This is a genomic window from Streptomyces sp. CB09001, assembly GCF_003369795.1.
Taxonomy (GTDB): domain Bacteria; phylum Actinomycetota; class Actinomycetes; order Streptomycetales; family Streptomycetaceae; genus Streptomyces.
The window spans coordinates 6,712,990-6,733,056 of record NZ_CP026730.1 but is presented as its reverse complement, the minus strand read 5'-3'; the positions used below and the strand labels follow the sequence as shown (position 1 = coordinate 6,733,056).

The 20,067-nt window shown below is 69.4% G+C and carries 18 protein-coding genes and 3 pseudogenes; 11 read left to right on the top strand and 10 right to left on the bottom strand.

All coding sequences use genetic code 11. The annotated features are described in order from the left end of the window. Positions 1 to 33: 33 nt before the first annotated feature. Positions 34 to 372: a GNAT family N-acetyltransferase gene (locus tag C4J65_RS31020; protein ID WP_115745398.1), complete on the bottom strand. Its 339-nt coding sequence runs from the start codon at positions 370 to 372 to the stop codon at positions 34 to 36. A gap of 22 nt (positions 373 to 394) precedes the next feature. Beyond that, positions 395 to 1,384: a pirin family protein gene (locus tag C4J65_RS31015; protein WP_115745397.1), complete on the bottom strand. Its 990-nt coding sequence runs from the start codon at positions 1,382 to 1,384 to the stop codon at positions 395 to 397. 114 nt (positions 1,385 to 1,498) lie between these two features. On the opposite strand from C4J65_RS31015, the gene C4J65_RS31010 reads away from it, so the two are divergent. Beyond that, entirely contained in the window at positions 1,499 to 1,927 is a 429-nt protein-coding gene (locus tag C4J65_RS31010; RefSeq protein ID WP_240330560.1) for a carboxymuconolactone decarboxylase family protein, read from the top strand. Positions 1,928 to 2,249: 322 nt separating this feature from the next. On the opposite strand, the gene C4J65_RS31005 is transcribed toward C4J65_RS31010, so the two are convergent. Both C4J65_RS31005 and C4J65_RS31000 read right to left on the bottom strand, forming a co-directional pair. Continuing rightward, positions 2,250 to 2,549 carry a (4Fe-4S)-binding protein gene (locus tag C4J65_RS31005; protein WP_240330559.1) on the bottom strand — a complete coding sequence of 100 codons (300 nt, stop codon included), beginning with the start codon at positions 2,547 to 2,549 and terminating at the stop codon, positions 2,250 to 2,252. Between the two features lie 31 nt (positions 2,550 to 2,580). Next, complete coding sequence (locus C4J65_RS31000; protein ID WP_115745395.1) at positions 2,581 to 2,889, bottom strand: GNAT family N-acetyltransferase; 309 nt, start codon at positions 2,887 to 2,889, stop codon at positions 2,581 to 2,583. Positions 2,890 to 3,106: 217 nt separating this feature from the next. Here C4J65_RS31000 and C4J65_RS30995 point away from each other — a divergent pair, with 217 nt between their 5' ends. Then, a complete protein-coding gene (locus tag C4J65_RS30995) occupies positions 3,107 to 3,574 on the top strand; it encodes a MarR family transcriptional regulator (protein ID WP_115745394.1) in 468 nt (155 codons plus the stop codon). Here the strand turns inward: C4J65_RS30995 and C4J65_RS30990 are convergent. Both C4J65_RS30990 and C4J65_RS36230 read right to left on the bottom strand, forming a co-directional pair. Next, positions 3,571 to 3,966, bottom strand: a complete 396-nt coding sequence (locus C4J65_RS30990; protein ID WP_115745393.1) for a nuclear transport factor 2 family protein — start codon at positions 3,964 to 3,966, stop codon at positions 3,571 to 3,573. The two genes, C4J65_RS30995 and C4J65_RS30990, sit on opposite strands and share 4 nt — an antisense overlap. A gap of 2 nt (positions 3,967 to 3,968) precedes the next feature. Next, positions 3,969 to 4,139, bottom strand: a complete 171-nt coding sequence (locus C4J65_RS36230) for a hypothetical protein (RefSeq protein WP_162833430.1) — start codon at positions 4,137 to 4,139, stop codon at positions 3,969 to 3,971. A gap of 354 nt (positions 4,140 to 4,493) precedes the next feature. Here C4J65_RS36230 and C4J65_RS30985 point away from each other — a divergent pair, with 354 nt between their 5' ends. The 4 genes from C4J65_RS30985 (at position 4,494) to C4J65_RS30970 (ending at position 8,674) form a co-directional block, all read left to right on the top strand. After that, on the top strand, positions 4,494 to 5,564 hold the full coding sequence (locus C4J65_RS30985) for an LLM class flavin-dependent oxidoreductase (RefSeq protein ID WP_205351095.1): 1,071 nt from the start codon (positions 4,494 to 4,496) through the stop codon (positions 5,562 to 5,564). Next, on the top strand, positions 5,561 to 6,229 hold the full coding sequence (locus C4J65_RS30980; protein ID WP_115745392.1) for an NADPH-dependent F420 reductase: 669 nt from the start codon (positions 5,561 to 5,563) through the stop codon (positions 6,227 to 6,229). The genes C4J65_RS30985 and C4J65_RS30980 overlap by 4 nt, the downstream gene beginning before the upstream one ends. Positions 6,230 to 6,490: 261 nt before the next feature. Then, complete coding sequence (locus C4J65_RS30975; RefSeq protein WP_115745391.1) at positions 6,491 to 7,807, top strand: glutaminase; 1,317 nt, start codon at positions 6,491 to 6,493, stop codon at positions 7,805 to 7,807. A gap of 129 nt (positions 7,808 to 7,936) precedes the next feature. Then, a complete protein-coding gene (locus C4J65_RS30970) occupies positions 7,937 to 8,674 on the top strand; it encodes a GPP34 family phosphoprotein (RefSeq protein WP_205351094.1) in 738 nt (245 codons plus the stop codon). A 76-nt stretch (positions 8,675 to 8,750) separates the two neighbouring features. Here C4J65_RS30970 and C4J65_RS30965 read toward each other — a convergent pair. Further along, positions 8,751 to 9,147, bottom strand: a pseudogene (locus tag C4J65_RS30965) (transposase family protein); the annotation flags it as partial. A gap of 247 nt (positions 9,148 to 9,394) precedes the next feature. Continuing rightward, positions 9,395 to 10,051: a hydrolase gene (locus tag C4J65_RS30960; protein WP_115745390.1), complete on the bottom strand. Its 657-nt coding sequence runs from the start codon at positions 10,049 to 10,051 to the stop codon at positions 9,395 to 9,397. A 205-nt stretch (positions 10,052 to 10,256) separates the two neighbouring features. Between C4J65_RS30960 and C4J65_RS30955 the strand changes: the two are divergent. Continuing rightward, positions 10,257 to 11,321: pseudogene (locus C4J65_RS30955) on the top strand (IS1380 family transposase); the annotation flags it as partial. Between the two features lie 484 nt (positions 11,322 to 11,805). Here C4J65_RS30955 and C4J65_RS30945 read toward each other — a convergent pair. Then, complete coding sequence (locus C4J65_RS30945; RefSeq protein WP_240330558.1) at positions 11,806 to 11,997, bottom strand: hypothetical protein; 192 nt, start codon at positions 11,995 to 11,997, stop codon at positions 11,806 to 11,808. Between the two features lie 339 nt (positions 11,998 to 12,336). Between C4J65_RS30945 and C4J65_RS30940 the strand changes: the two genes are divergently transcribed. From C4J65_RS30940 to C4J65_RS30930, 3 genes and pseudogenes are all read left to right on the top strand, one after another. Continuing rightward, a complete protein-coding gene (locus tag C4J65_RS30940) occupies positions 12,337 to 15,264 on the top strand; it encodes an AfsR/SARP family transcriptional regulator (protein ID WP_115745388.1) in 2,928 nt (975 codons plus the stop codon). A gap of 182 nt (positions 15,265 to 15,446) precedes the next feature. Beyond that, a pseudogene (locus C4J65_RS30935) lies at positions 15,447 to 16,019 on the top strand (transposase); the annotation flags it as partial. Positions 16,020 to 16,472: 453 nt separating this feature from the next. After that, positions 16,473 to 17,693 (top strand): metallophosphoesterase, encoded by a 1,221-nt coding sequence (locus C4J65_RS30930; RefSeq protein ID WP_115745387.1) that lies wholly within the window; start codon positions 16,473 to 16,475, stop codon positions 17,691 to 17,693. Between the two features lie 380 nt (positions 17,694 to 18,073). Here C4J65_RS30930 and C4J65_RS30920 read toward each other — a convergent pair whose 3' ends face one another. Beyond that, positions 18,074 to 19,267 (bottom strand): MBL fold metallo-hydrolase, encoded by a 1,194-nt coding sequence (locus C4J65_RS30920; protein WP_115745385.1) that lies wholly within the window; start codon positions 19,265 to 19,267, stop codon positions 18,074 to 18,076. A 152-nt stretch (positions 19,268 to 19,419) separates the two neighbouring features. Here C4J65_RS30920 and C4J65_RS30915 point away from each other — a divergent pair, with 152 nt between their 5' ends. Then, complete coding sequence (locus tag C4J65_RS30915) at positions 19,420 to 20,040, top strand: TetR family transcriptional regulator C-terminal domain-containing protein (RefSeq protein ID WP_115746715.1); 621 nt, start codon at positions 19,420 to 19,422, stop codon at positions 20,038 to 20,040. The last annotated feature ends 27 nt before the right edge of the window (positions 20,041 to 20,067 follow it).

Below are 20,067 nucleotides of genomic sequence, written 5' to 3'. Positions count from 1 at the left end.
CGCGCCCGACTGCCTCGGCGGTCGGATGGGCACTCAGCCGAGCTGCGCCTTCAGCCACCGCAGGACATCAGGTGTGACCGGGTCGGTGATGTCCGCGAACTCGTCGTGCCGCTTGAGGAACTTGGCGACGTACGGGCAGACCGGGACGATCCGCATTCCGGATGCGCGCACGTCGACGAGTGCCTGCTGAACCAGCTGTGAGCCCAGTCCCTGGCCGGCGAAGGCCTCGTCGATCTCCGTGTGGAAGAAGACACGCTGCACGTTCAGGTCACGGTAGGCGGTCAGACCGGCGCGTCGGCCGTCGACCAGGATCTCGTACCGGCGATCGGCGTCCGCACGCTCGACGACTGTGGTGGTGGAGGACTCGCTCATGGTGTGCCTTTCGTGAGGGAGGTCAGACGGCTGGTGGGTTCCGGCGCGGTGTGATGACGGCGTTCGGCAGGGCCGGTGCGGGGAGGCGCCCGCCGGGAAAGTTTTCGATGACGCCGAAGCGGTCGGAGGAGGCTTCCCAGTCCTCGCGAGCTTTCACGATGTCCTCGTGGCTGCGACCGATGAAGTTCCACCACATGACGATCTCTTCCCTGAAGGGAGGTCCTCCGAGGAGGACGGCCCGCGCCGGGGCGTCGGCCTCGTTCACCATCGTCAGGGTGGCCGAGCCACGAGGGACGTAGCCGAGTTCGGCAGGCCGCAGCACCGCGTCGATCAAGCGGACGTCCCCAGTGTCCACGAGGAGGCCGTGTTCGAAAGTCGCGTCCACGGCGAGAGTGAGCGTCGCGTGGGGTTCGATGACGATTTCGGCGCCGAGCAGCGGCGTGAAGGTCCGGACCGGGGAGGTCCGGCCGAGGAGCGAGCCCAGGAAGACCCTGATCTCGGCCCCGTCGGCCTGCGCGAGTTCGGGCACGTAGTGCTGGAAGTCCCGGGCGGCGTCGCGGTGTTCACCGGGCAGTGCGACCCACAACTGGACGCCGTGGAGGACGGTGGTGTTCGCGGTGGAGACCTCTGAGTGGGCTATGCCGCGTCCGCCGGTCATGAGGTTCATCTCGCCGGGCCGGATCAGGGCATGGCTGCCGAGGGTGTCGCGATGTTCGACCTCTCCGCTGAACAGCCAGCTCACCGTCTGCAGGCCGGTGTGTGGGTGCGGCGGCACGTCCATGCCGCCCGACGCGGCGACATCGTGCGGACCGTAGTGATCGGCGAAGCACCAGGCGCCGATGAGCGTGCGCTTCCGCTGGGGCAGCGTCCGCCGCACGCGTAGCGCGCGTGGACCGCCGAGGGGGACCTCTCGAGCCGACAGGACGTCGACATGGGGGGATCCGGCCGGTCGGTCGCGTTCGGTGAACGCTCCGCAGCGAAGAGCCGCGGGACCGGTTTCCGCGTTGCTCATGGGGAGCACCTCCTGGTTCTGGTTGTCACGTCAACTAGAATGCCATGGAGGCAGGCCGATGGCCACAACACCCGGAGACAGGCCACTGTGAGCGTGACCCGAAGGAGCCCCGTCGTGAGCGACCACACCCACAACTCCCCGACCCGAAGGGTCTTCATCGACAAACAGAGTCCCCAGGCCTTCCGTGCCTTGGTGCAGGTGTCGGAAGTGGTGCGAACGACAGCCTCCGAGGCCGGACTCGACCGCACCACCGTGGAACTGATCAACCTCCGCGTCTCCCAGCTCAACGGCTGCGCCTACTGCCTCGACGTGCACACCAGAGCGGCCCTGCGCGCCGGCGAATCACCCCAGAGACTCGGAGTCCTGAGCGCATGGCGGGACACCGGCCTGTTCACTCCCCCGGAGCGCGCCGCCCTCGCTCTGGCGGAGGCCGCAACCGATCCGGCGAACGCCTCGAAGCAGACGTCCGCGTACGAGGCCGCCCAGCAGGTCCTCTCCGCAGACAAGATCTCGGCCACGATCTGGGTGGCGGTCACCATCTAGGGACGTTGCCGAGAAGGTGGCCACCGGATCACACCCTCGGCTGCCCGGCAGACCCGCCCAGAGCTCGGCCCTCGGAGATCGACCGGCGCACAACTTCGGGGACTTCCCGGACGCAGGAGCCGGGAGCGTCATCCGGTGACCGTCAAGATCCGGAGCAGTGGCCCTAATGGTCACGAGGCGGCGGTACGCGGTGCTTGCTCAGGATCGATGCGCGATTGAACGCGTGGCCCCGCGTGGTCGCAGTATGGCTGGAGGCCGCTCCGACCGCAGCCGCACAGTACGGCCCTGGTCTCGGCGCGCGCGCCGTGCGGCGTGTCCACGCTCAGCTGCCCGCGCACGGCCAGTTGCCCGGTGGCGCTTCGGGTGATCGTGGTGGGCCGTTCGGGGTTTCCGTCCCGCCCGGCACGAGTTCGTACTGGAGCGCGCCCGAGGGACAGCGCCGGACGATCTCCGCCAGGAGCTCGGCCGTGGTCCTGTCCGGCTGGATCCACGGTCGCTTCGTCGGGTCGAACACCTCGGGCAGACCATGGACGCATTCGGCGGCGTGAAGGCAGCGCCTCGCCTCGAAGGTCACCGTGATCGATTCCGTCTGACAGGACTTCTGTTCGGCTTCGCCGCTCATGCCCGCCTCCGCTCCCGTCGTGCTCGGCTTGTCAGTCGGTGACCTTGCTGCGGGACTGGTACAGCAGGTCCTGGTACTCGGGGTGCCTGCTGATCCAGCCCGCGATGAAGGGACAGGTGGCCAGCACCCGCAGGTTCGCGGCGCGCGCCTCGTCGAGGGCTGTGCGGGCCAGCGCGGACCCGACTCCCGCGCCCTCGTACTCCGCCTCGACCTCGGTGTGCACGAACGCCACGAGTTCCGTCGTACGGATGTACTCCGCGACGCCCGCCACCTTGGACTCTCCATCGACACGGGCCTCGTAGCGCTTCGCCTCGGGCATGTCGCTCACTTCGACCGTCATATGTCCTCCTCGTGCGTCTGATCCGGCTCGACTCGGCAGCATCCCGTCAGCCAGGACATCAGCCTAGCCCTACGAAGTTGACGCATCAACCGAAACGTTCCCAGGGCGTCCGCGATGCAGCGCGAGCGCGAGGTGCCGGACTCCGGACCTGCGGGAAGCACGCCTCACACCGGCACGTCCGGTAGGTGAGCTGTCAACGGTTTCGTAGACTGACCTCATGGACGCACAGCCGCGTTGGCTCGACCCGGACCAGAAGGCCGCCTGGGACAGCTTCATCCGCATGCAGGAGAAGCTCATCGGACGGCTGTCGCGACGCGTCCAGGCCGACTCCGGGATGTCAGCAGCGGACTACATCGTGCTCGCCAGCCTCACCGAGAGGGGTAACGGCCGGATGCGCTTCCTGGATCTGGCCAAACTCGTGGAGTGGGAGAAGAGCCGGATGTCCCACCAGGTCACTCGGATGGCGAAACGCGGGCTCGTAGCCAGGGAGGAGTGTCCCGACGACGGACGCGGAGCGTTCATCGTGGCCACCCCGGCCGGCTACCGGGCGATCGAAGAGGCCGCGCCTCTGCACGTCGAGCACGTCCGCCGCCTCTTCGTCGATGCCCTGACCCCGAACCAGCTCAACACGCTCGGCCGGATCTCCCAGCGCGTCCTGGATCACATGGAGAAGCAGCCGGACTAGACCATGGCGTTGCCGTTGGCTGATTCTTCCGGAGGGACGATGTCCTGGACGACGTCCCAGTGCTCCACGATGCGTCCGTCGTCCAGCCGGAAGATGTCGACGATGGCCACGGGGTCCGAGGCCCAGCCGTGGACGATGCTGTGGGTGAAGACCAGATCGCCCTGGGCGGCGATCCGCTGCGGCTCCCAGGAGAAGCCCTCCAGGTTCGGAACGACCTGACGCAGGGTGTCGAGTCCATTGGGCATCTGCGGGCTGTGCTGAATGTAGGGCTCGGCCCAGTATCGGTCTATCGCGGTGAGGTCCTTGTCGGCGAACAACTCCCGCATGGCGGTGAGGACGATGTCGACGTTGCCTTGTGCCTTGTCGTCCTGCGCTGCGGCGTACTGGGCCATGGTCAGGCCTCCTCAATGGTTCCGGTGAAGTGGTAGAGCTTGCCGTCGACGGTCACGTTCGAATACAGCGCCCCGTTCTCGAAGTCCTCCAGGTGCGTCACGGTGGCCCCGCTCGCCTCGGTCCAGGAGTTCAGGTACACGCCTTCGCGGATCTCCCGCAGGTTCAGAGCCACCGTTTCGGCGTGACCGTCGGGGGCGAGCCCCCTCCCGACAGAGGATCACATCCTCGACGGTGATTTGAGTTCAACCTGCGGCCGGCCGGCAAGCACGGATCGCCGAACGCCCGGCGGCCGAGCTCCGCGGAGCGGCGTACGCCCGGGATGCCGGCATCGCACCGCGGTCTAGTTGACGTGTAAACCATAAGGTGTCATTGTTTACACGTCAACTAGACCGGTGGGAATGACCTGGCACGGACCCTGACGGGCCGGAACTCGCGCAGCCGCCCTGGACGGTCGTTCCGTCAGGCCGTCGCGCCACACACACCGCCCTGCCCCGCTACGACGAAAGCGCTGAGCGAAGTGAACACGATGGATGTGCCGCAGATCGAGTTCGGTATCGACAGCTTCGGAGACCGCCCCCGGAACGACCGAGGCGAGATCGTCTCGCACGCTCAGGCGATCCGCGCGGCGGTAACCGAAGCGGTCCTCGCCGATGAGGTCGGTATCGACGTTGTCGCGTTGGGCGAACACCACCGTCCCGAGTACGCGATCTCCAGCCCTGAGACAGTGCTGGCGGGCATCGCGACAACCACGAAGCGGATCCGGCTCGCCTCGGGCGTGACGGTGCTGTCCTCGGACGACCCTGTGCGCGTGTTCCAGCGGTTCGCCACGGTCGACGCGCTCTCCAGCGGCCGCGCCGAGGTGATCCTGGGACGCGGTTCCTTCACCGAGTCGTTCCCCCTGTTCGGGTACGACCTCACGGACTACGAGGTGCTGTTCGAGGAGAAGATCGACCTCTTCCATCGGCTCCTGGACGAGAAGCCGGTCACCTGGGAAGGCGCCACTCGCGCCGCCCTGCACCACGCAGACGTGTACCCGAAGACGGAGTCGGGACGGCTCAACACCTGGGTAGGAGTTGGCGGGACACCGCAGTCCGTGATCCGCACCGCGCAGTACGGCTTCCGGCTCATGCTGGCCATCATCGGCGGCGCGCCCAACCGGTTCGCTCCCTATGCGGACCTGTACCGGCGTGCCAGCCAGGAGTTCGGCACGACCGCACAGCCGGTCGGGACGCATTCGCCCGGCTTCGTCGCCTCCACCGACGAAGAAGCCAAGGAACTCTTCTACCCCGGATACAAGGAGATCCGCGACCGGATCGGGGGGCAGCGCGGCTGGCCGCCGCTCCGCCGTGAGGGATTCGACGCCGAGGTGGACCGCGGATCGCTGTACGTCGGCTCGGCCGAGACGGTCGCGGTCAAGATCGCCCGCACCATCAGGGCACTGAACGCGGGCCGGTTCGACATGATCTACTCCGCCGCCGGCACCGTTTCAGCCTCCGCACGTCTGCGCTCGGTCGAGCTGTACGGCACCCAGGTCATCCCTCGGGTCCGCGAGCTCCTGGCCGAGCAGCCGGCGGCCACGGCGGGAGCGACGCGATGACCAACCCGGTCACCACCATCGGGATCCTGGGAGCCGGTAAGCTCGGCACCGTCCTGGCGCGCCTGGCGGTCACCGCCGGCTATCGAGTCCTGATCTCCGGGTCCGGTGACCCCTCCAGGATCGCGCTCACCGCCGAGATTCTCACCCCCGGGGCAACCGCCGTATGGCCGGCTCAGGCCGCGGATGCCGCCGACCTGGTGGTCCTGGCGCTCCCGCTCGGCAAACACCGTGACCTCCCGGTTTCGAAGCTGGAAGGCAAGCTGGTCATCGACGCGATGAACCACTGGTGGGAGGTCGATGGTCCCCGCGACACCCTCCTCCCACCCGACACCTCGTCGAGTGAAGTCGTACAGCGGTTCCTGACGGCCGCGCGTGTCGTGAAAGCCCTCAACCACACGGGATACCACGACCTCGAGGACGGGGCGCGTCCGGCCGGCGGCCTCGGACGCAAGGCCATCGCGATCGCCGGTGACTCGCCCGAGGACCTCGCCGTCGTGTCCGCGCTGGTCGACACCCTCGGATTCGACCCACTCATCATCGGCGACCTCGCAGCGGGTGTCCGGCTCGAGCCCGGAAACCCCGCCTTCGGAGCACATGTCGACGCCGACCAGCTTCGCGTACTCACCGCCGCCCCTGCTCCGACAGAGCTACTCGAGCACTCGTAGCGGGGCACCGGTCGATATCCGCAACGGTCGCCCTCGAGATCGCCGGCTCGATCAATTCACCGCTGGCGGTGGGTATTCCGCCGGGGCACACCGAGGACCCGGGATTGATCACGCGCGCCGCGCCCGGCGGGGCGTCAGGTCATCCCCGTGGAGTGCATCGACACTGTGACGCAGTGACGCGCAGCCAGGTGCAGCCCGATACCAGGGCGGACGGAACGCGGTTCTCGCAGCGTGAAGACCGCCATGATGCATGGAGGACGAATGCGGCCCATCATTCCCGACTATCTGGCCGAGGCATTGAGAGATGTGCAGCCGCACAGGTCCGGGGAGCCGGCGGGATACATCCCCGAGCTCGCGGCAGCGGACCCCGAGCGCCTCGGTGCGGCCTTCGCCATGATTGACGGAGAGGTCTACGGCGCCGGGGACATCGATACCGAGTTCACCATCCAATCGATCTCCAAGCCGTTCATCTATGCGTTGGCGCTGTCCGATCGTGGATTCGACCCTGTGCTCGCCAAAGTCGGTGTCGAGCCGTCCGGAGAGGCGTTCAACGAGATCTCGCTCGAGAGCGATACGGGGCGTCCTCTCAATCCCATGATCAACGCCGGGGCGATCACCGTGCACTCACTGGCCGGCGCAGAGGACCTGAACCCGAGAGAGCGTGTGGAACGCGTGCTCCACGGCCTCTCGGCGTTTGCCGGTCGTCGGCTGGAGATGGATGAGGCGGTATGTGCGTCGGAGATGGAGCATGCGCACCGCAACCTCGCCATTGCCCATATGCTCCGCAACCACAATGTCCTCACCGAGGACCCGAGGGCCATCGTGGACGGCTACACCCGCCAGTGTTCGGTACTCGTCACCACGCGAGATCTCGCCATGATGGCCGCGACGTTGGCCAACCGTGGGACAAACCCTCTCTCGGGCGAGCAGGTGGTGCCGGAACCGGTGGTGCGTCAGGTGCTGAGCGTCATGTTCAGCTGTGGAATGTACGACGCCGCCGGTGACTGGGCGACCCAGGTAGGCATCCCGGCGAAGAGCGGGGTGGCCGGAGGTCTGATCGGCGCGCTCCCCGGACAGATCGGCATTGCCACGTTCTCACCGCGACTGGATGGCCATGGGAACAGCGTTCGCGGGGTGTCACTGTTCGAACGGTTCTCTTCCGACATGGGTCTGCATGTGATGGAGGTTCCCGCCGCTGCGCGTGCCGTCGTACGGTCCCACCATGTCGTCGGCAGCGGACCGAACGCGCTCCGGGTCCTGCAACTGCAAGGGGGCATCGGCTTCGCCGGGGCCGAGCGAGTTGTTCAGGAAGCCATGGACATCCCCCCTGCGGACGTCAGGGTGGCTTTGGACCTGACAAGGGTCCACTCGATCGACGACGTGGCACGGCGCGTCCTGCTGGAGGTCGCGCGCCGGCTGACGCTGACTGGTCACGAGGTCTACCTGGTCGACCCGGAATCGATCATGCCCGATCCCTATCCGGGCGATGACGGCCGCGTCATGCTCGTGGACCATGTGGACCATGTGGACCGCGCCGACCTGCACGCCACGTTCGCGGGAGGAGGTCAGGGCGGTTGATCACCCAGGGTGGAGTCCGCAGCGCGCCGCACCGCACACTGACGCAGAACGGGCGAGGTCTCCGGCCCGCCTCCGGTGACACGCCGTTGCCCGTACCTGCTCCGGGCAGTCAGGGGAGGAACCCGACACATGACTGAACAACCTGACGAACCATCCATCGAGGCAAGGACAGAGACACCCTGGACCGCGACTGGACCGGACTCCCCGACCCTGCCCGAGGACCTCCTGCTTCTGCTTTTTCAACCCGAGTCCGGAGTCGTTGCCGGCGAGACCACTCTCTTCTACGTGCTCGCCGGAGCCGCGCTCGCGGACCTCGCCCTTCACGAATCGGTAGCCGTGACGACCACCCGGGCCGGGGCCGTCACCGTGGAAGCCGTCCGGGACAAGCCACCGCCGTCGGACGAGATCCTCCTCTCCGCCTGGGAGTATGTGTCGGACACACCACGCGGCGTCCAGACGGTGCTCCCCGCGATCGGTCCGGGGCTCCGTCACCTCGTGCTGGAACGTCTCATCACCCGTGGCGACATTCGCAGGGACAGTCACAAGGTGTTCGGCTTCTTCAGGACGAGCGTCCTCAAGGACAGCCGGAACGGGCGTCGGGCCGGCCTCCTCGAAGAAGTCCGCGACGCCCTCGTCGACCGCGTAGAGCCAACCGCTCGCATCGCCGCACTGACGGCTCTGATCTGGGCCAGCGGTACGCTCCCCCAGTTCGATCCGCAGATCCCCTGGACCTCGGCGGTGATCGACCGTGCCCGGGAGCTGGAACACGGCAACTGGGGTGCCGGAGCCGCCGGCGAAGCGGTGGCCCGCACCATGACCGCGGTCATCGTCAACAGCACAATCGCCGTGGCGTCGTCACATCAGTGAGTGTCTCGGAATGGCCGCTGGGTCCCGTCGGTGACTCTGCTCATCGCCACTCGTGAGCGTGACGTCAGGGACGGACGTTCTTCAACCGCGACAGGGCGTGTTCCACGCGCGCTCGTGCCCGGCGATGTTCGGTGTTCTCTGCCTCCTGCGAGGGGCTGAGGCGGCCCTGGCCTCGTCGTTTGCGGTGCGGGACGAGGAGGCCGGTGCCTGGGTAGCCGCCGTCGGCGAGGGTCGGGGCGCCGCGGCAGGCCCGATCGATGCCGGACTCGGTAACGGCCCGGCAGTCGTTGCGGCTGCCGGGGCAGAGGGAGACCGATGGCCACGACCAGGCGGCTGTTGGCGTCGATGACGACCTGCAGGTTGGTCGAGTACCGGTAGTTCTTGCAGTGCCACCAGCCGCGCGAACTGCACCTCGGTCAGACCCGCCAAGGCTCGATCCACTTCGGATCATCTGCTGAGATCACCCCACCCACGCCCGACCAACGCACCAGCAGCATCACTGGTTACGGGACAACCTCTAGCCCATCAGTTTGTGATGACCGGGTTGGCGGACACGGGCCGCCGGAATATCCGGCGGCCCGTTCTCGACAGGCTGCTACGGGCACCGTCACGGCAGTGAGACCCACGTCGTACTCGTCGATCAGCCGCTCGTCCTGCCGGGAAATCGTCGGCGTTCCCTTCGTGGTCGTACCGGACCACCTCCCCGGGGCGGCGGGGATGTCAGGCCTCTTCTCCGGGGGACGTGGCCAGGAGCTGCATCTCCCAGGCGAAGGCCACACCGCTCGCACCGCCATGCTGTGCCTGGACCCCGGCGGCACCCTGCACGGTCTTCTCGCGGGCCCAGTCCCGCTGCCACTCGCCCAGCACCGCCATCCAGGTGATCGGGACCACGCCCGCCTGGATCATGCGCTGCACCGCCATGTCGTGGGCCTCCTTCGAGACACCGCCCGACGCGTCGGTGACGACGAAGACCTCGAAGCCCTCGCCTGCCGCCTGTATCGCCGGCATGGCCACACAGATCTCCGTCCAGAGGCCGGCGATGATCAGCTTCTTACGTCCGGTCGCCTTGACGGCATCCACGACCCGCTCGTCCTGCCAGGTGTTGATGAAGGTCCTGTTGATCGGCTTCTGCTCCGGGAACACATCCTGCAGATCCTGGAGAAGGAGGCCGCCGCGCTCCTCCACGACGGTTGTCAGAATGGTCGGGACGTCGAACACCCTGGCTGCCTTGGCGAGCCCGACGACGTTGTTGATGACCATCGTCGGTTCATGGCTGTGCAGGTTGGCGAACTGGAACGGCTGATGGTCAATGAGGGTGAGCACGCTTTCCTCGGGCGTCAGCAGCGCGCCGAGTCCGGTCTTGTTCTCAGTACTCATGGGATTCCCCTTCTGAAGCCTTGCGTCCGCGGGTCTCCGGGAGCTCCCGGCATCTCGATGCCCCGCGGTGAGGCAGATACGGGATGGCCCGGCCGGGCGACCTCCCCATTTGGTTGATGCATCATCTATGCTAGAGGTCAGTGATTGACGCGTCAACTAGCAGTGGCTCCTCGGGCTTTCAGGGCGGGCTGGGCCAGGCATGACCATCGGCGCCTCCGGCGAGACGGCTCTGCGGGCCATCCGGTCCGCACGGCCCGAAGTCCGCCAGCGGGTCTGGTCGTTGGCCGGGAGGAATGCCCCGGACGCCGACGGTCAGGTCACGGTCGACCTCGACGGTGTCCTGGTGGTCGCGCACTCGGACAAGGAGGATGCGGCCGCGACCTGGAAGAAGACCTACGGCCACCATCCGCTGACGGCCTTCGTCGACCACGGCCCGGGCGGCACCGGCGAGCCCGTCGCCGCTCTCCTCAGGCCGGGGAACGCGGGATCGAACACGGCCGCCAACCACATCACCACCGCCCACCTCGCCCCTGCCCAACTGCCCAGGCACTATCGACGAGGACGGCAGACGCTGATCCGCACGAACTCCGCCGACGGCACCCACGACTTCGTGTCCTGGCTCGCGAAGCGGGGCCGATGGCTGTCCTGCTCGGTCGGCATGACGGTCACCGAAGCGATCCACGAACACGTGCTGAAGGTCCCCGCCCGGGCCTGGACGCCAGCCGTCGATTCCGACGGTGAGGCCCGTGACGGGGCCTGGGTCGCCGAGCTCACCGGCAGGCTCCTGGACGGCTGGCCCAAGGGCATGCGGCTCATCGCCCGAAAGGAACGGCCCTGCCCCGGTGCCCAGTTGAGGATCACGGACGCGGACGGCATGCGGATCACATGCTTCGAGACCAACACCCCCGACAGGCCTATCGCCGAACTCGGACTCCGCCACCGGCTGCGAGCGAGGGCCGAGGACCGCATCAGAGCCGCCCGGGCCACCGGCCTGCGCAACCCGCCCCTGCACACCTCAGCCCAGTACAAGGTCTGGCTCGGGATCGTGCAGATCGCCCTCGATCTCCTGGCCTGGATGCCGACGCTTGCCCTGACCGGCACAGCCCGGCTCTGGGAACTCCGCCGTCTGCGCTTCCGCCTGTTCACCGCGGCGGGACACCTCGTGACCACCGGCCCCCGACGGATCCTCCGCCTGGCCCGGCACTGGCCCTGGACCAGCGAGATCACCGCAGCCCTCGACCGGCTCGCACTCCTGCCAAACCCGGGCTGACCAGTAGATTCCCCCCTACGACAGCATCCCGACACCGGAGCAGTGGAACCCGGCACCACCCCGAGACGACACTCGGGCCCTCAACCTGCCCAGCCTGCGCCACCCGCAACATGATGGTCCGCCGACTCCGTCGGCGGACCATCATGAAACTTCGAGGCTCATGCTTCAGCTGCACCCGAGGGTGCCCGGCTTCGGCCGACGCCACGGGGCTGGCGCTGCAAGCGCCGACCCTACGTTGCTGACCGGAAGCCCGAGATCCTGGCGGCGTCCGGGAAGGCGCCAGTGAAGGCGTTTGTCCCTCAGTCCCACCAGCCCGGAGGCGGAGGCCGACTTCGACGACGTGAAGGTGTTGCCGGCCGGGGAGCTGGCCACCTGCTCCGGTCGCCAGTCATGGCAAGCAACGTTGCGGTACTAGGCCGGAGGGCGCGGCCTGTCGTGGGGGGCGGGCCGCGCCCTTCGTCGTCCCCGGTGGGGACGACGGGCGTCAAGCGATCACTTTGAGCGCGGCGTACAGCGCGTAGAGGATGGCCGGGAGGGCCCCGACGAGCCCGGTCAGCGCCCCGATCACCACGGGTAGTCGGTGTGCCGACTTCAGGGCCCGGGCGAGATAGGCCACGAGTACGAAATAGGCCAGAGCCACCACGACTCCGGCCGAGAGCAGGACAGCAAGACTCATCGAGTGCATACGGCGCTCTTCTCTGTGCGACATGCCCAGTCCGGTCCGGCGCCGCCGCGAGCAGGCCATACGCGTCCCTTGGCAGGGGACATGGACGGCCGCGATGGAGTGCCGGTGAATTGACGGTAGCTCAAACCGAGCCTCGTGGGCCAGAGTTGGCCGGGACGGCGAGAAAAGCAGGGGCCCCAGGGAGCCACCCCTGGGTTCCCCGGCTCTGATCAGCTCCGGACTGGGCAAGTCGCGGAAGCCTCGCTGCGACATAATGGCGCGCCGGGATATACGAACGATATACGCGCCATCCGCGCCGGTTGTTACCCTGGCTTGCAGGAAGGGGGCATCATGCGTGAATCGGCATCCGGCGACCCGGAACCGCGGTTCACCCTCCTCGGCCCGGTGCGCGCCTGGCGGGGCGGAGATCCCCTGTCCACGGGCAGCCCCAATCAACGCGCCCTGCTCGTTGCCCTGTTGCTACGCGAGGGCCGCACGACAACGCCCGCCGAGCTGATCGACTCCCTGTGGGGCGACGAGCCGCCGTCCACGGCACTGGCCGTCGTCCGCACATACGCCTCCCGGCTGCGCAAGATCCTGGACCCCCGGGTCCTGGTCAGCGAGTCGGGCGGGTACGCGATGCGCGCGCTGCCCCGCGACGCGGTGGACCTGTGGGTCGCCCGCGATCTGGCCGAGGAGGCGGAGCGGGCACGTGCCGCCGGGGACCCGTGCCAGGCACGGGACGCCCTGGACCGGGCGCTGGCCCTGTGGGACGGCGAGCCACTGGCCGGCGTGCCGGGCCCGTACGCGGAGGTGCAGCGCGCACGCCTGGAGGAATGGCGGCTGCAACTCCTCGAGTCACGGCTGGACATGGACCTGGAGCAAGGCCGGCACGCCGAGGTGGTGGCGGAGCTGATCGCGCTGACGGTGGCCCACCCGCTGCGCGAACGGCTTCGCGAACTGCTGATGCTGGCGCTGTACCGCAGTGGCCGGCAGGCGGAGGCCCTCGCGGTGTACGCGGACACCCGCCGGCTGCTCCAGAACGAACTGGGTGTGGACCCGCACCCGGGCCTCAGCGACCTCCAGCAGCGCATCCTCCAGGCGGACCCGGCCCTCGCGGAGCCCTCGGCCCCGGTGGCCGGTTCGGCCGCCGCCGCATCAGTGGTCCCGGCGCAACTGCCCGCTGGCATCCCCGACTTCACGGGCCGGGCCGCCTTCGTGGAGCAGCTGCGCGACCTGCTCGGATCGGGCCAGGGCGGGGTGATGGCCGTATCGTCCCTCACGGGCATCGGCGGGGTCGGCAAGACGGCGCTGGCGGTGCAGGTGGCACATCAGGCGAGCGACGCCTTCCCGGACGGGCAGCTGTACGTCGACCTTCGGGGGGCGGGCCCGCATCCCGCCAAGCCGGCCTCGGTGCTCGGCTCGTTCCTGCGCGCGCTCGGCACCCCGGACCCGGCGATCCCCGACTCGGCGGAGGAGCGCGCGGCGCTGTACCGCTCACTGCTGCGCGGCCGGCGGACCCTGGTGGTGCTGGACAACGCCAGGGACGCGGCCCAGGTGCGCCCGCTGCTGCCCGGTACCCCCGGCTCCGCGGCGCTGGTGACCTCGCGCGTGCGGATGCTGGACCTCGAAGGCGCCCATCTGGTGGACTTGGACGTCATGTCCTCGCGGGAGGGCCTGGCCCTGTTCACGCGGATCGTGGGCGAGGAACGGGTGGCGGCGGAACCCGAGGCGGCCATGGAGGTGATCGAGGCCTGCGGCCGTCTGCCCCTGGCCATCCGGATCGCCGCGTCCCGCCTGGCGGCCCGCCGCAGGTGGACGGTCTCGGTGCTGGCGGTGAAACTGGCGGACGAACGGCGCCGGCTGGACGAGCTCCGGGCGGGCGACCTCGCGGTCAAGGCCACGTTCGAACTCGGCTACGGGCAGCTGGAGCCGGCCCAGGCCCGCGCCTTCCGCCTCCTCGGCCTGGCCGACGTCCCCGACATCTCCTTGGCCGCCGCGGCGGCCCTGCTGGACCTTCCAGCCGAGGACGCCGAGGACCTGCTGGAGTCCCTGGTCGACACTTCCCTGCTGGAGTCGGCCGCGCCCGGCCGCTACCACTTCCACGATCTGGTCCGCCTCTACGCCCGCGCCTGCGCGGAGCGGGACGAGCCGCCGAGCGAACGGGAGGCCGCCCTTTCCCGTCTGCTGGACTTCCACCTGGCCACGGCCACCCAGGCGTACGCGGCCGAACGGCCCGGAGACCGGGTGGTGGAGCACCTGCACGACGCCGGGCGGCCCGGGCTGTCCTTCACCAGCCCGCGGGAGGCCCAGGACTGGCTGTACGCGGAGGCCGGTCCCCTGCTCTCCGTGGTACGCCGGTCGGCCCGGCAGCCGCTGCTGCTCGGCCGCGCGGTGGACACTCTGTGGGCCGCACTCGACCTGTCCGAGGGCAGCAAGGCGCGGGCGTACGAGGAGACGGCCCTGGCCCTGTGCGGCGCCGCCCGCGCGGCGGGCGACCGGCGGGCCGAGGCGCGGGCGCTGGTCACGGTGGCGCACGCCCATGTGATCAGCGGCCGGTTCGAGGAAGCGGACGGGGCCGCCGCGCGGGCCGTCGAGCTGAGCACCGGCACCGATCCCCTGACCACGGCCTGGGCGTGCTTCCGGCGGGGCGTCATCGCGCAGTACCAGCGCCGGCTCGCCGACGGTGACGGGTATCTGCTCCAGGCGGCCGACGGCTTCCGAGCCTGCGGCGACTGGCCCGGCGAGGCGATGGCGCTGAGCAGCCTGTCCCGCCTGCGGATGGCGGCCGGCCGCCCCGAGGAGGCCGTCCAGCTCGCCCGGCAGGGGATGGAGATGTACGACGCGATGGGCCAGGCCCTGCGCGGGGCGAACGCGGGCTACGCCCTGGCGCTTGCGGTGGCCGCCACCGGGGAGCCGGCCACCGCGCTGCGCCTGCTCGGCGAGGCGCTGGAGGTGTTCCGGGGCGGCAGACAGCTGTTCTGGCAGAGCATGATGCACTACCGGATGGCGGAGATCCAGCTCGCCCAGGGCGCTCCGGCGGTCGCCGCGGTCGCCGCGGAGGCCGCGCTGGCCCCGCTGGACGAGGTCGGCGGAGACGTGTGGCGGGCGAACGCGTTGACGCTGCTGGGCCGCGCGCTCGCCCAGCTCGGCCAGTCCGGCCGGGCCAAGTCCTGCTGGCGGGAGGCGCTCGCCCTGTACGAGGAGCTGGGCTCGGACGAGGCGCGGGACCTGCGGGACCTGCTGCACGAGGGCGCCGCCTCGGCACTGGCCTCCTGAACCGGCACCGCACCGGCCGGAGGCACAGCCGTCCGGCCGGTGCGGCCAGGTCACCTGGCTCGGGGCCGCCCGCGCGGCTCGACGGGCCGCCACGGGCCGAGGTCGGTACCTGCCGAGCGGCGGTCCTAGCACTTCAACGGTGCTTGCCGTGACTGGCGACCAGGTCGGTCGTGGGTGTGGTTGTGGGTGGGGACGTTGCTGATGTCAGGTGTGGGCGGGTGAACCGGCCACTGTGCATGGGCGGTTCGTGCGCCGTTTCTGCAGGTCGGAACCCCGGGAGTCGGCACTGGCCTATGTGCGGGGCCTGATCGCTGCGCTGCAGCGGAAGAACGGCTGGACGCCGGCGGACGAAACAGGCCACGCAGGCCCGGACCGCATCCACCGGATGCTGAACCGGATCGAGTGGGCCGCCGACGAGGTGCTCGACGACGTGCGTCAGTACGTGGTCGCCAACCTCGGTGACCGGGACGCCGTTCTGATCGTGGACGACACCGGCTTCCTGAAGAAGGGCACGCGGTCGGCAGGAATGCAGCGGCAGTAATCCGGACCCGCCGGGCGGAGGGAGAACTGCCAGGTCGGCGTCTTCCTCGCCTATGGCACCGACCGTGGCCGGACGCTGATCGACCGGCGTCTGTATCTGCCCGCCTCCTGGACCGACGACCGGGAAATGCCACCGGGCCAGCATCGGCGCCTTCGAGACCAAGGTGGCCATGGCCAAAACGATGGTCCGCCGCGCGATGGGATATCAACTCCCACTGGCAGGGCTGCTCTGCTCCTCGGCTTTCCCGAGTCACAAACGCTGACAGTTATCTCTGCACCCGCTCCCCCACTGGCAGCACCGTGAACTAGGCGCTGTCCAGCAACTCGTACGGCAAGAGTAACGACGCAGCTCGGCGCGGTCAGTTCATGTGGCCGTGTGGCCGTGTGGCCGTGTGACAGCGGTCAGCCGGATGTGCGAGGTGCCAGCCCTCGGCTCCCCCATGTGCAGTCATAGCCTGCGTACGGCACATCGTGGCTCCGCACCTCCGTAAGCTGGCATGCGTCACGTAGCCAAACCATCTATCAGCTCGCTCTGACCACCGCTGCGGCCTCATGACATGTGCGCGGGAAGCCCTCTGCCCATGCTTGCGTTCTTATGAACGCCCCCGCCCGGCCTCGGGCGACGGGATACAGTGCGCGGGACTGCAGCCCGGTGAGGGAGGGGAAGCGTGGCCGACACCAGCAGCACCCGGCCTGCCGAGGGGGAAGCGCGAGCGCCGCGGCAGAGCCCGCTGCATCGCCTGATGCGCTTCGTCCCCCTGATCGCCCCCGTCCTGCTGTGGGCCGTGCCCTGCTGGGTGCTCCTGCACAGCGGCCAGCACTGGCCGTTGCCCGTCACGCTGACGGGCACCGCTCTGTTCGTGCTCGGCATGGCATGCATGCCGCTCGCAATGGTGCGCGGCCACGGCCGACGCCAGCAGGACCGAGCCGCGATCGTCGGTGACACGCTGCTGGGGATTAGTTGGGTCCTGTTCACCTGGTCCGTGCTGCTTGGCGTCCTCCTGCGGCTAGCCTTGACCATTGGCGGCGTCGGCGAGAGCCAGGACCGGGCCCGGATCGTCACGTGGGCCGTGCTCGGAGTGAGTGCCATACTGCTGGCCTGGGGGTATGCCGAGGCTCGCCGCGTGCCGCGCGTACGCCGGCTCGATGTGCGGCTCCCCCGACTGGGAGCCGGGTTGGACGGACTCCGGGTCGCCCTCATCACGGACACCCACTACGGCCCGCTCGACCGCGCCCGCTGGTCGGCACGGGTATGCGAGACGGTGAACGCACTCGAAGCCGACCTGGTCTGCCACACCGGCGACATCGCGGACGGCACGGCCGAACGACGCCGCGCCCAGGCCGTACCGCTCGGTACCGTCCGGGCCACCCACGCCCGTGTCTACGTCACCGGCAACCACGAGTACTACAGCGAGGCCCAGGGCTGGGTCGACCTCATGGACGAGCTGGGCTGGGAGCCACTGCGCAACCGCCACCTGCTTCTCGAATGCTGCGGCGACACCCTCGTGGTCGCCGGCGTGGACGACGTCACCGCCGAGTCCTCCGGCCTGGCAGGCCACCGCGCCCACCTCACCGGCGCCCTGGACGGAGCCGACCCCGACCTCCCCATCCTGCTCCTGGCACACCAGCCCGCATTCGTCGACCGAGCGGTAGCGGCCGGCATCGACCTCCAGCTCTCCGGCCACACCCACGGCGGCCAGATCTGGCCCTTCCACCACCTGGTCCGCCTCGACCAGCCCGCCCTCGCCGGCCTCAGCCACCACGGCACCCGCACCCTCCTCTACACCAGCCGCGGCACTGGCTTCTGGGGCCCGCCGTTCCGCGTCTTCGCTCCCAGCGAGATCACCCTGCTCGTCCTCCGCAGCCCCCAGACGTCCACCTCGCCGTAGACGCCTACTCCAGGCTCCAGTGCCGTCGCTCTGCCTCAACTTCCTGGTTGGCGGCCATGTGCGTGCTCGTTCGGCCTGTCTTCGGGAGGACGGGTCTGCTGCACGATCGGGTGACATCTGAACTGGCTTGCCCTATAGGTCGGGTGGCAAAGATGTCGCTGTGCCCAGGCCTTACCCGGAAAAGTTCCGCCAAGGCGCCGTGCGAGTCTCGAGAAACCGCGGCCCACGTGTGACGGTGGAGCAGGTGGCCACAGACTTCGGAGAAGAACGAGGCGCTGCGCCGGGCCGCGGCTTATCTGTCGCAGGCGCATCTGCCGGCAGTCATCGCCGCAACCGTCCTCACCCCGGAGCATCAACGCCGAACTCGTCCTCACCCGAAGTCACCGATCACCTGCCATATCAAGGTCACGCTGGGCGGACTCCCCAGGATCCCCCGTCGGCTTCGGCCGGCGCCACGGATGAGTAATAGGCTGAGACACCTCACGCCACCAAGCATTCGCGGGCAACTTCCCGGCCGGCTCGAACGGTTCCCCCGGCCGCGGGAACGCCACCGTCTGCCCGACCTCCTCGGCCGCATCCTTCGTCCACTCCCCCGGCTCCGCCCACGCGTGCGGCGCCAGGTTGAAGGTGCCCCAGTGGATCGGCAGCAGGGCCCCGTGCGGCTCGCCGCCCTGGAGGTCGAGGTGGGCACGGACGCCCTCCTCGGGAGTCATGTGGATGTCCGGCCAGAACTCGGCGTACGCCCCGAGCTGGATCATCGTGGCGTCGAACGGGCCGTGCGCCGCGCCGATGTCGCGGAAACCGTCGAAGTAGCCGGTGTCCCCGCTGTGGTACACGCGGTGCTCGGCACCGGCGACGACCCAGGACGCCCAGAGGGTGTGCTGGGTGTTGCGCAGCCCGCGCCCGCAGAAGTGCCGGGCCGGGGTGGCGGTGAGGGTGAGGCCGCCGACGCGGGTCGACTCGTGCCAGTCCAGCTCGCGCAGCCGGTCGGGGGAGACGCCCCAGTGTTCGAGGTGGCCTCCGACGCCGAGCGGCACGGCGAACAGGGTGTCCGTGGTGGCCAGCGCCTTGATGGTGGGCATGTCCAGGTGGTCGTAGTGGTCGTGGGAGATGACGACCACGTCGACCGGGCCCAGGGCGGCCAGCGGCAGCGGCACCGGGTGCAGGCGCTTGGGGCCGGCGAAGGGGAACGGGGAGCAGCGCTCACCCCACACCGGATCGAAGAGCACGCGCTGCCCGTCGATCTCGGCGAGCACGCTGGAGTGGCCCATCCAGGTCAGCCGGAGTCCGGTGGCGGGCGGCCGGGCGAGGTCGGCCAGAGTGGTCGCGTGCACCGGGATCGGCCCCTGCGGGGACCGGCGCAGCCGCGCCTCCCTGTTGAAGTAGATCTTGGCGAATTCGGCGGCCGATCCGGAGGGCCGGGTCCGTGCCGTGCCCCCGGGGTTCTGGAAGACGCCGTCGCGGAAGTGCGGCGATCTGCGGATGCGCGCCATGCGCTCACCGCTCGGGTCCGCGCCGAAGGCCGCGGGCCGGGGCACGCTGAACCCGGGACTCGGGGAACGGAAAGCGGCCACGGTACCTCCAGGTGGAGTGGTTCAGGCTCTCAGTATGGTCTTCTCGTCCTACGTCACCTCGAACGACGGATGTGACATCCGTGTTCCCCAGGTCCGCCGGGACCGGGAAGGGCGTCGGCGCACGTCCGGGGCGCCTGTATAGGGTGACGTCCGTGGGGAGAGTCCGGTTGAGCGTGGCGGAGCGGCGCGAGGAGCTGCTGGGCGCCGCCGTCGAGCAGATATCCGCGCGGGGCGTGGCGGCGTTGCGGATCGCCGACGTGGCCGCGGCGCTCGGTGTCAGCAACGCCCTGGTGCTCTACCACTTCTCCACGAAGGAGCGGCTGGTCGCCGCCGCGTTCACCCATGCCGCCGAGGACGACCTCGCCCATCTGCGGGGGCTGCTCGCCCGTCGCACCTCGGCGCTGCGCCGTCTGCGGGCGGCCGTGCGCTGGTACGCGCCGACCGGTCCGGCCAAGGGCTGGCGGCTGTGGATCGAGGGCTGGGCGGCGGCGCCGCGCGAGCCCGCGCTGCGGGACGTCACGCGCGAGCTGGACCGCCAGTGGAAGGCGGCGATCGCCGAGGTCATCGCCGAGGGCGTGGCCGCCGGTGAGTTCTCCTGCCCCGAGCCGGACGCCGCGGCCCTGCGGCTGACGGCGTTGCTGGACGGGCTGGCGGTGCAGCTCACGTCGTACACGGGCACGGTGTCGCGGACCCGGGCGCAGGAGTGGGTGGACGAGGCCCTGGCCCGGGAACTCGGGCTGGAGCGCGCGGCGTTGACGACCACGCGGCGCTAGCGCCGGCCGGGACACCGGGCCCGTCGG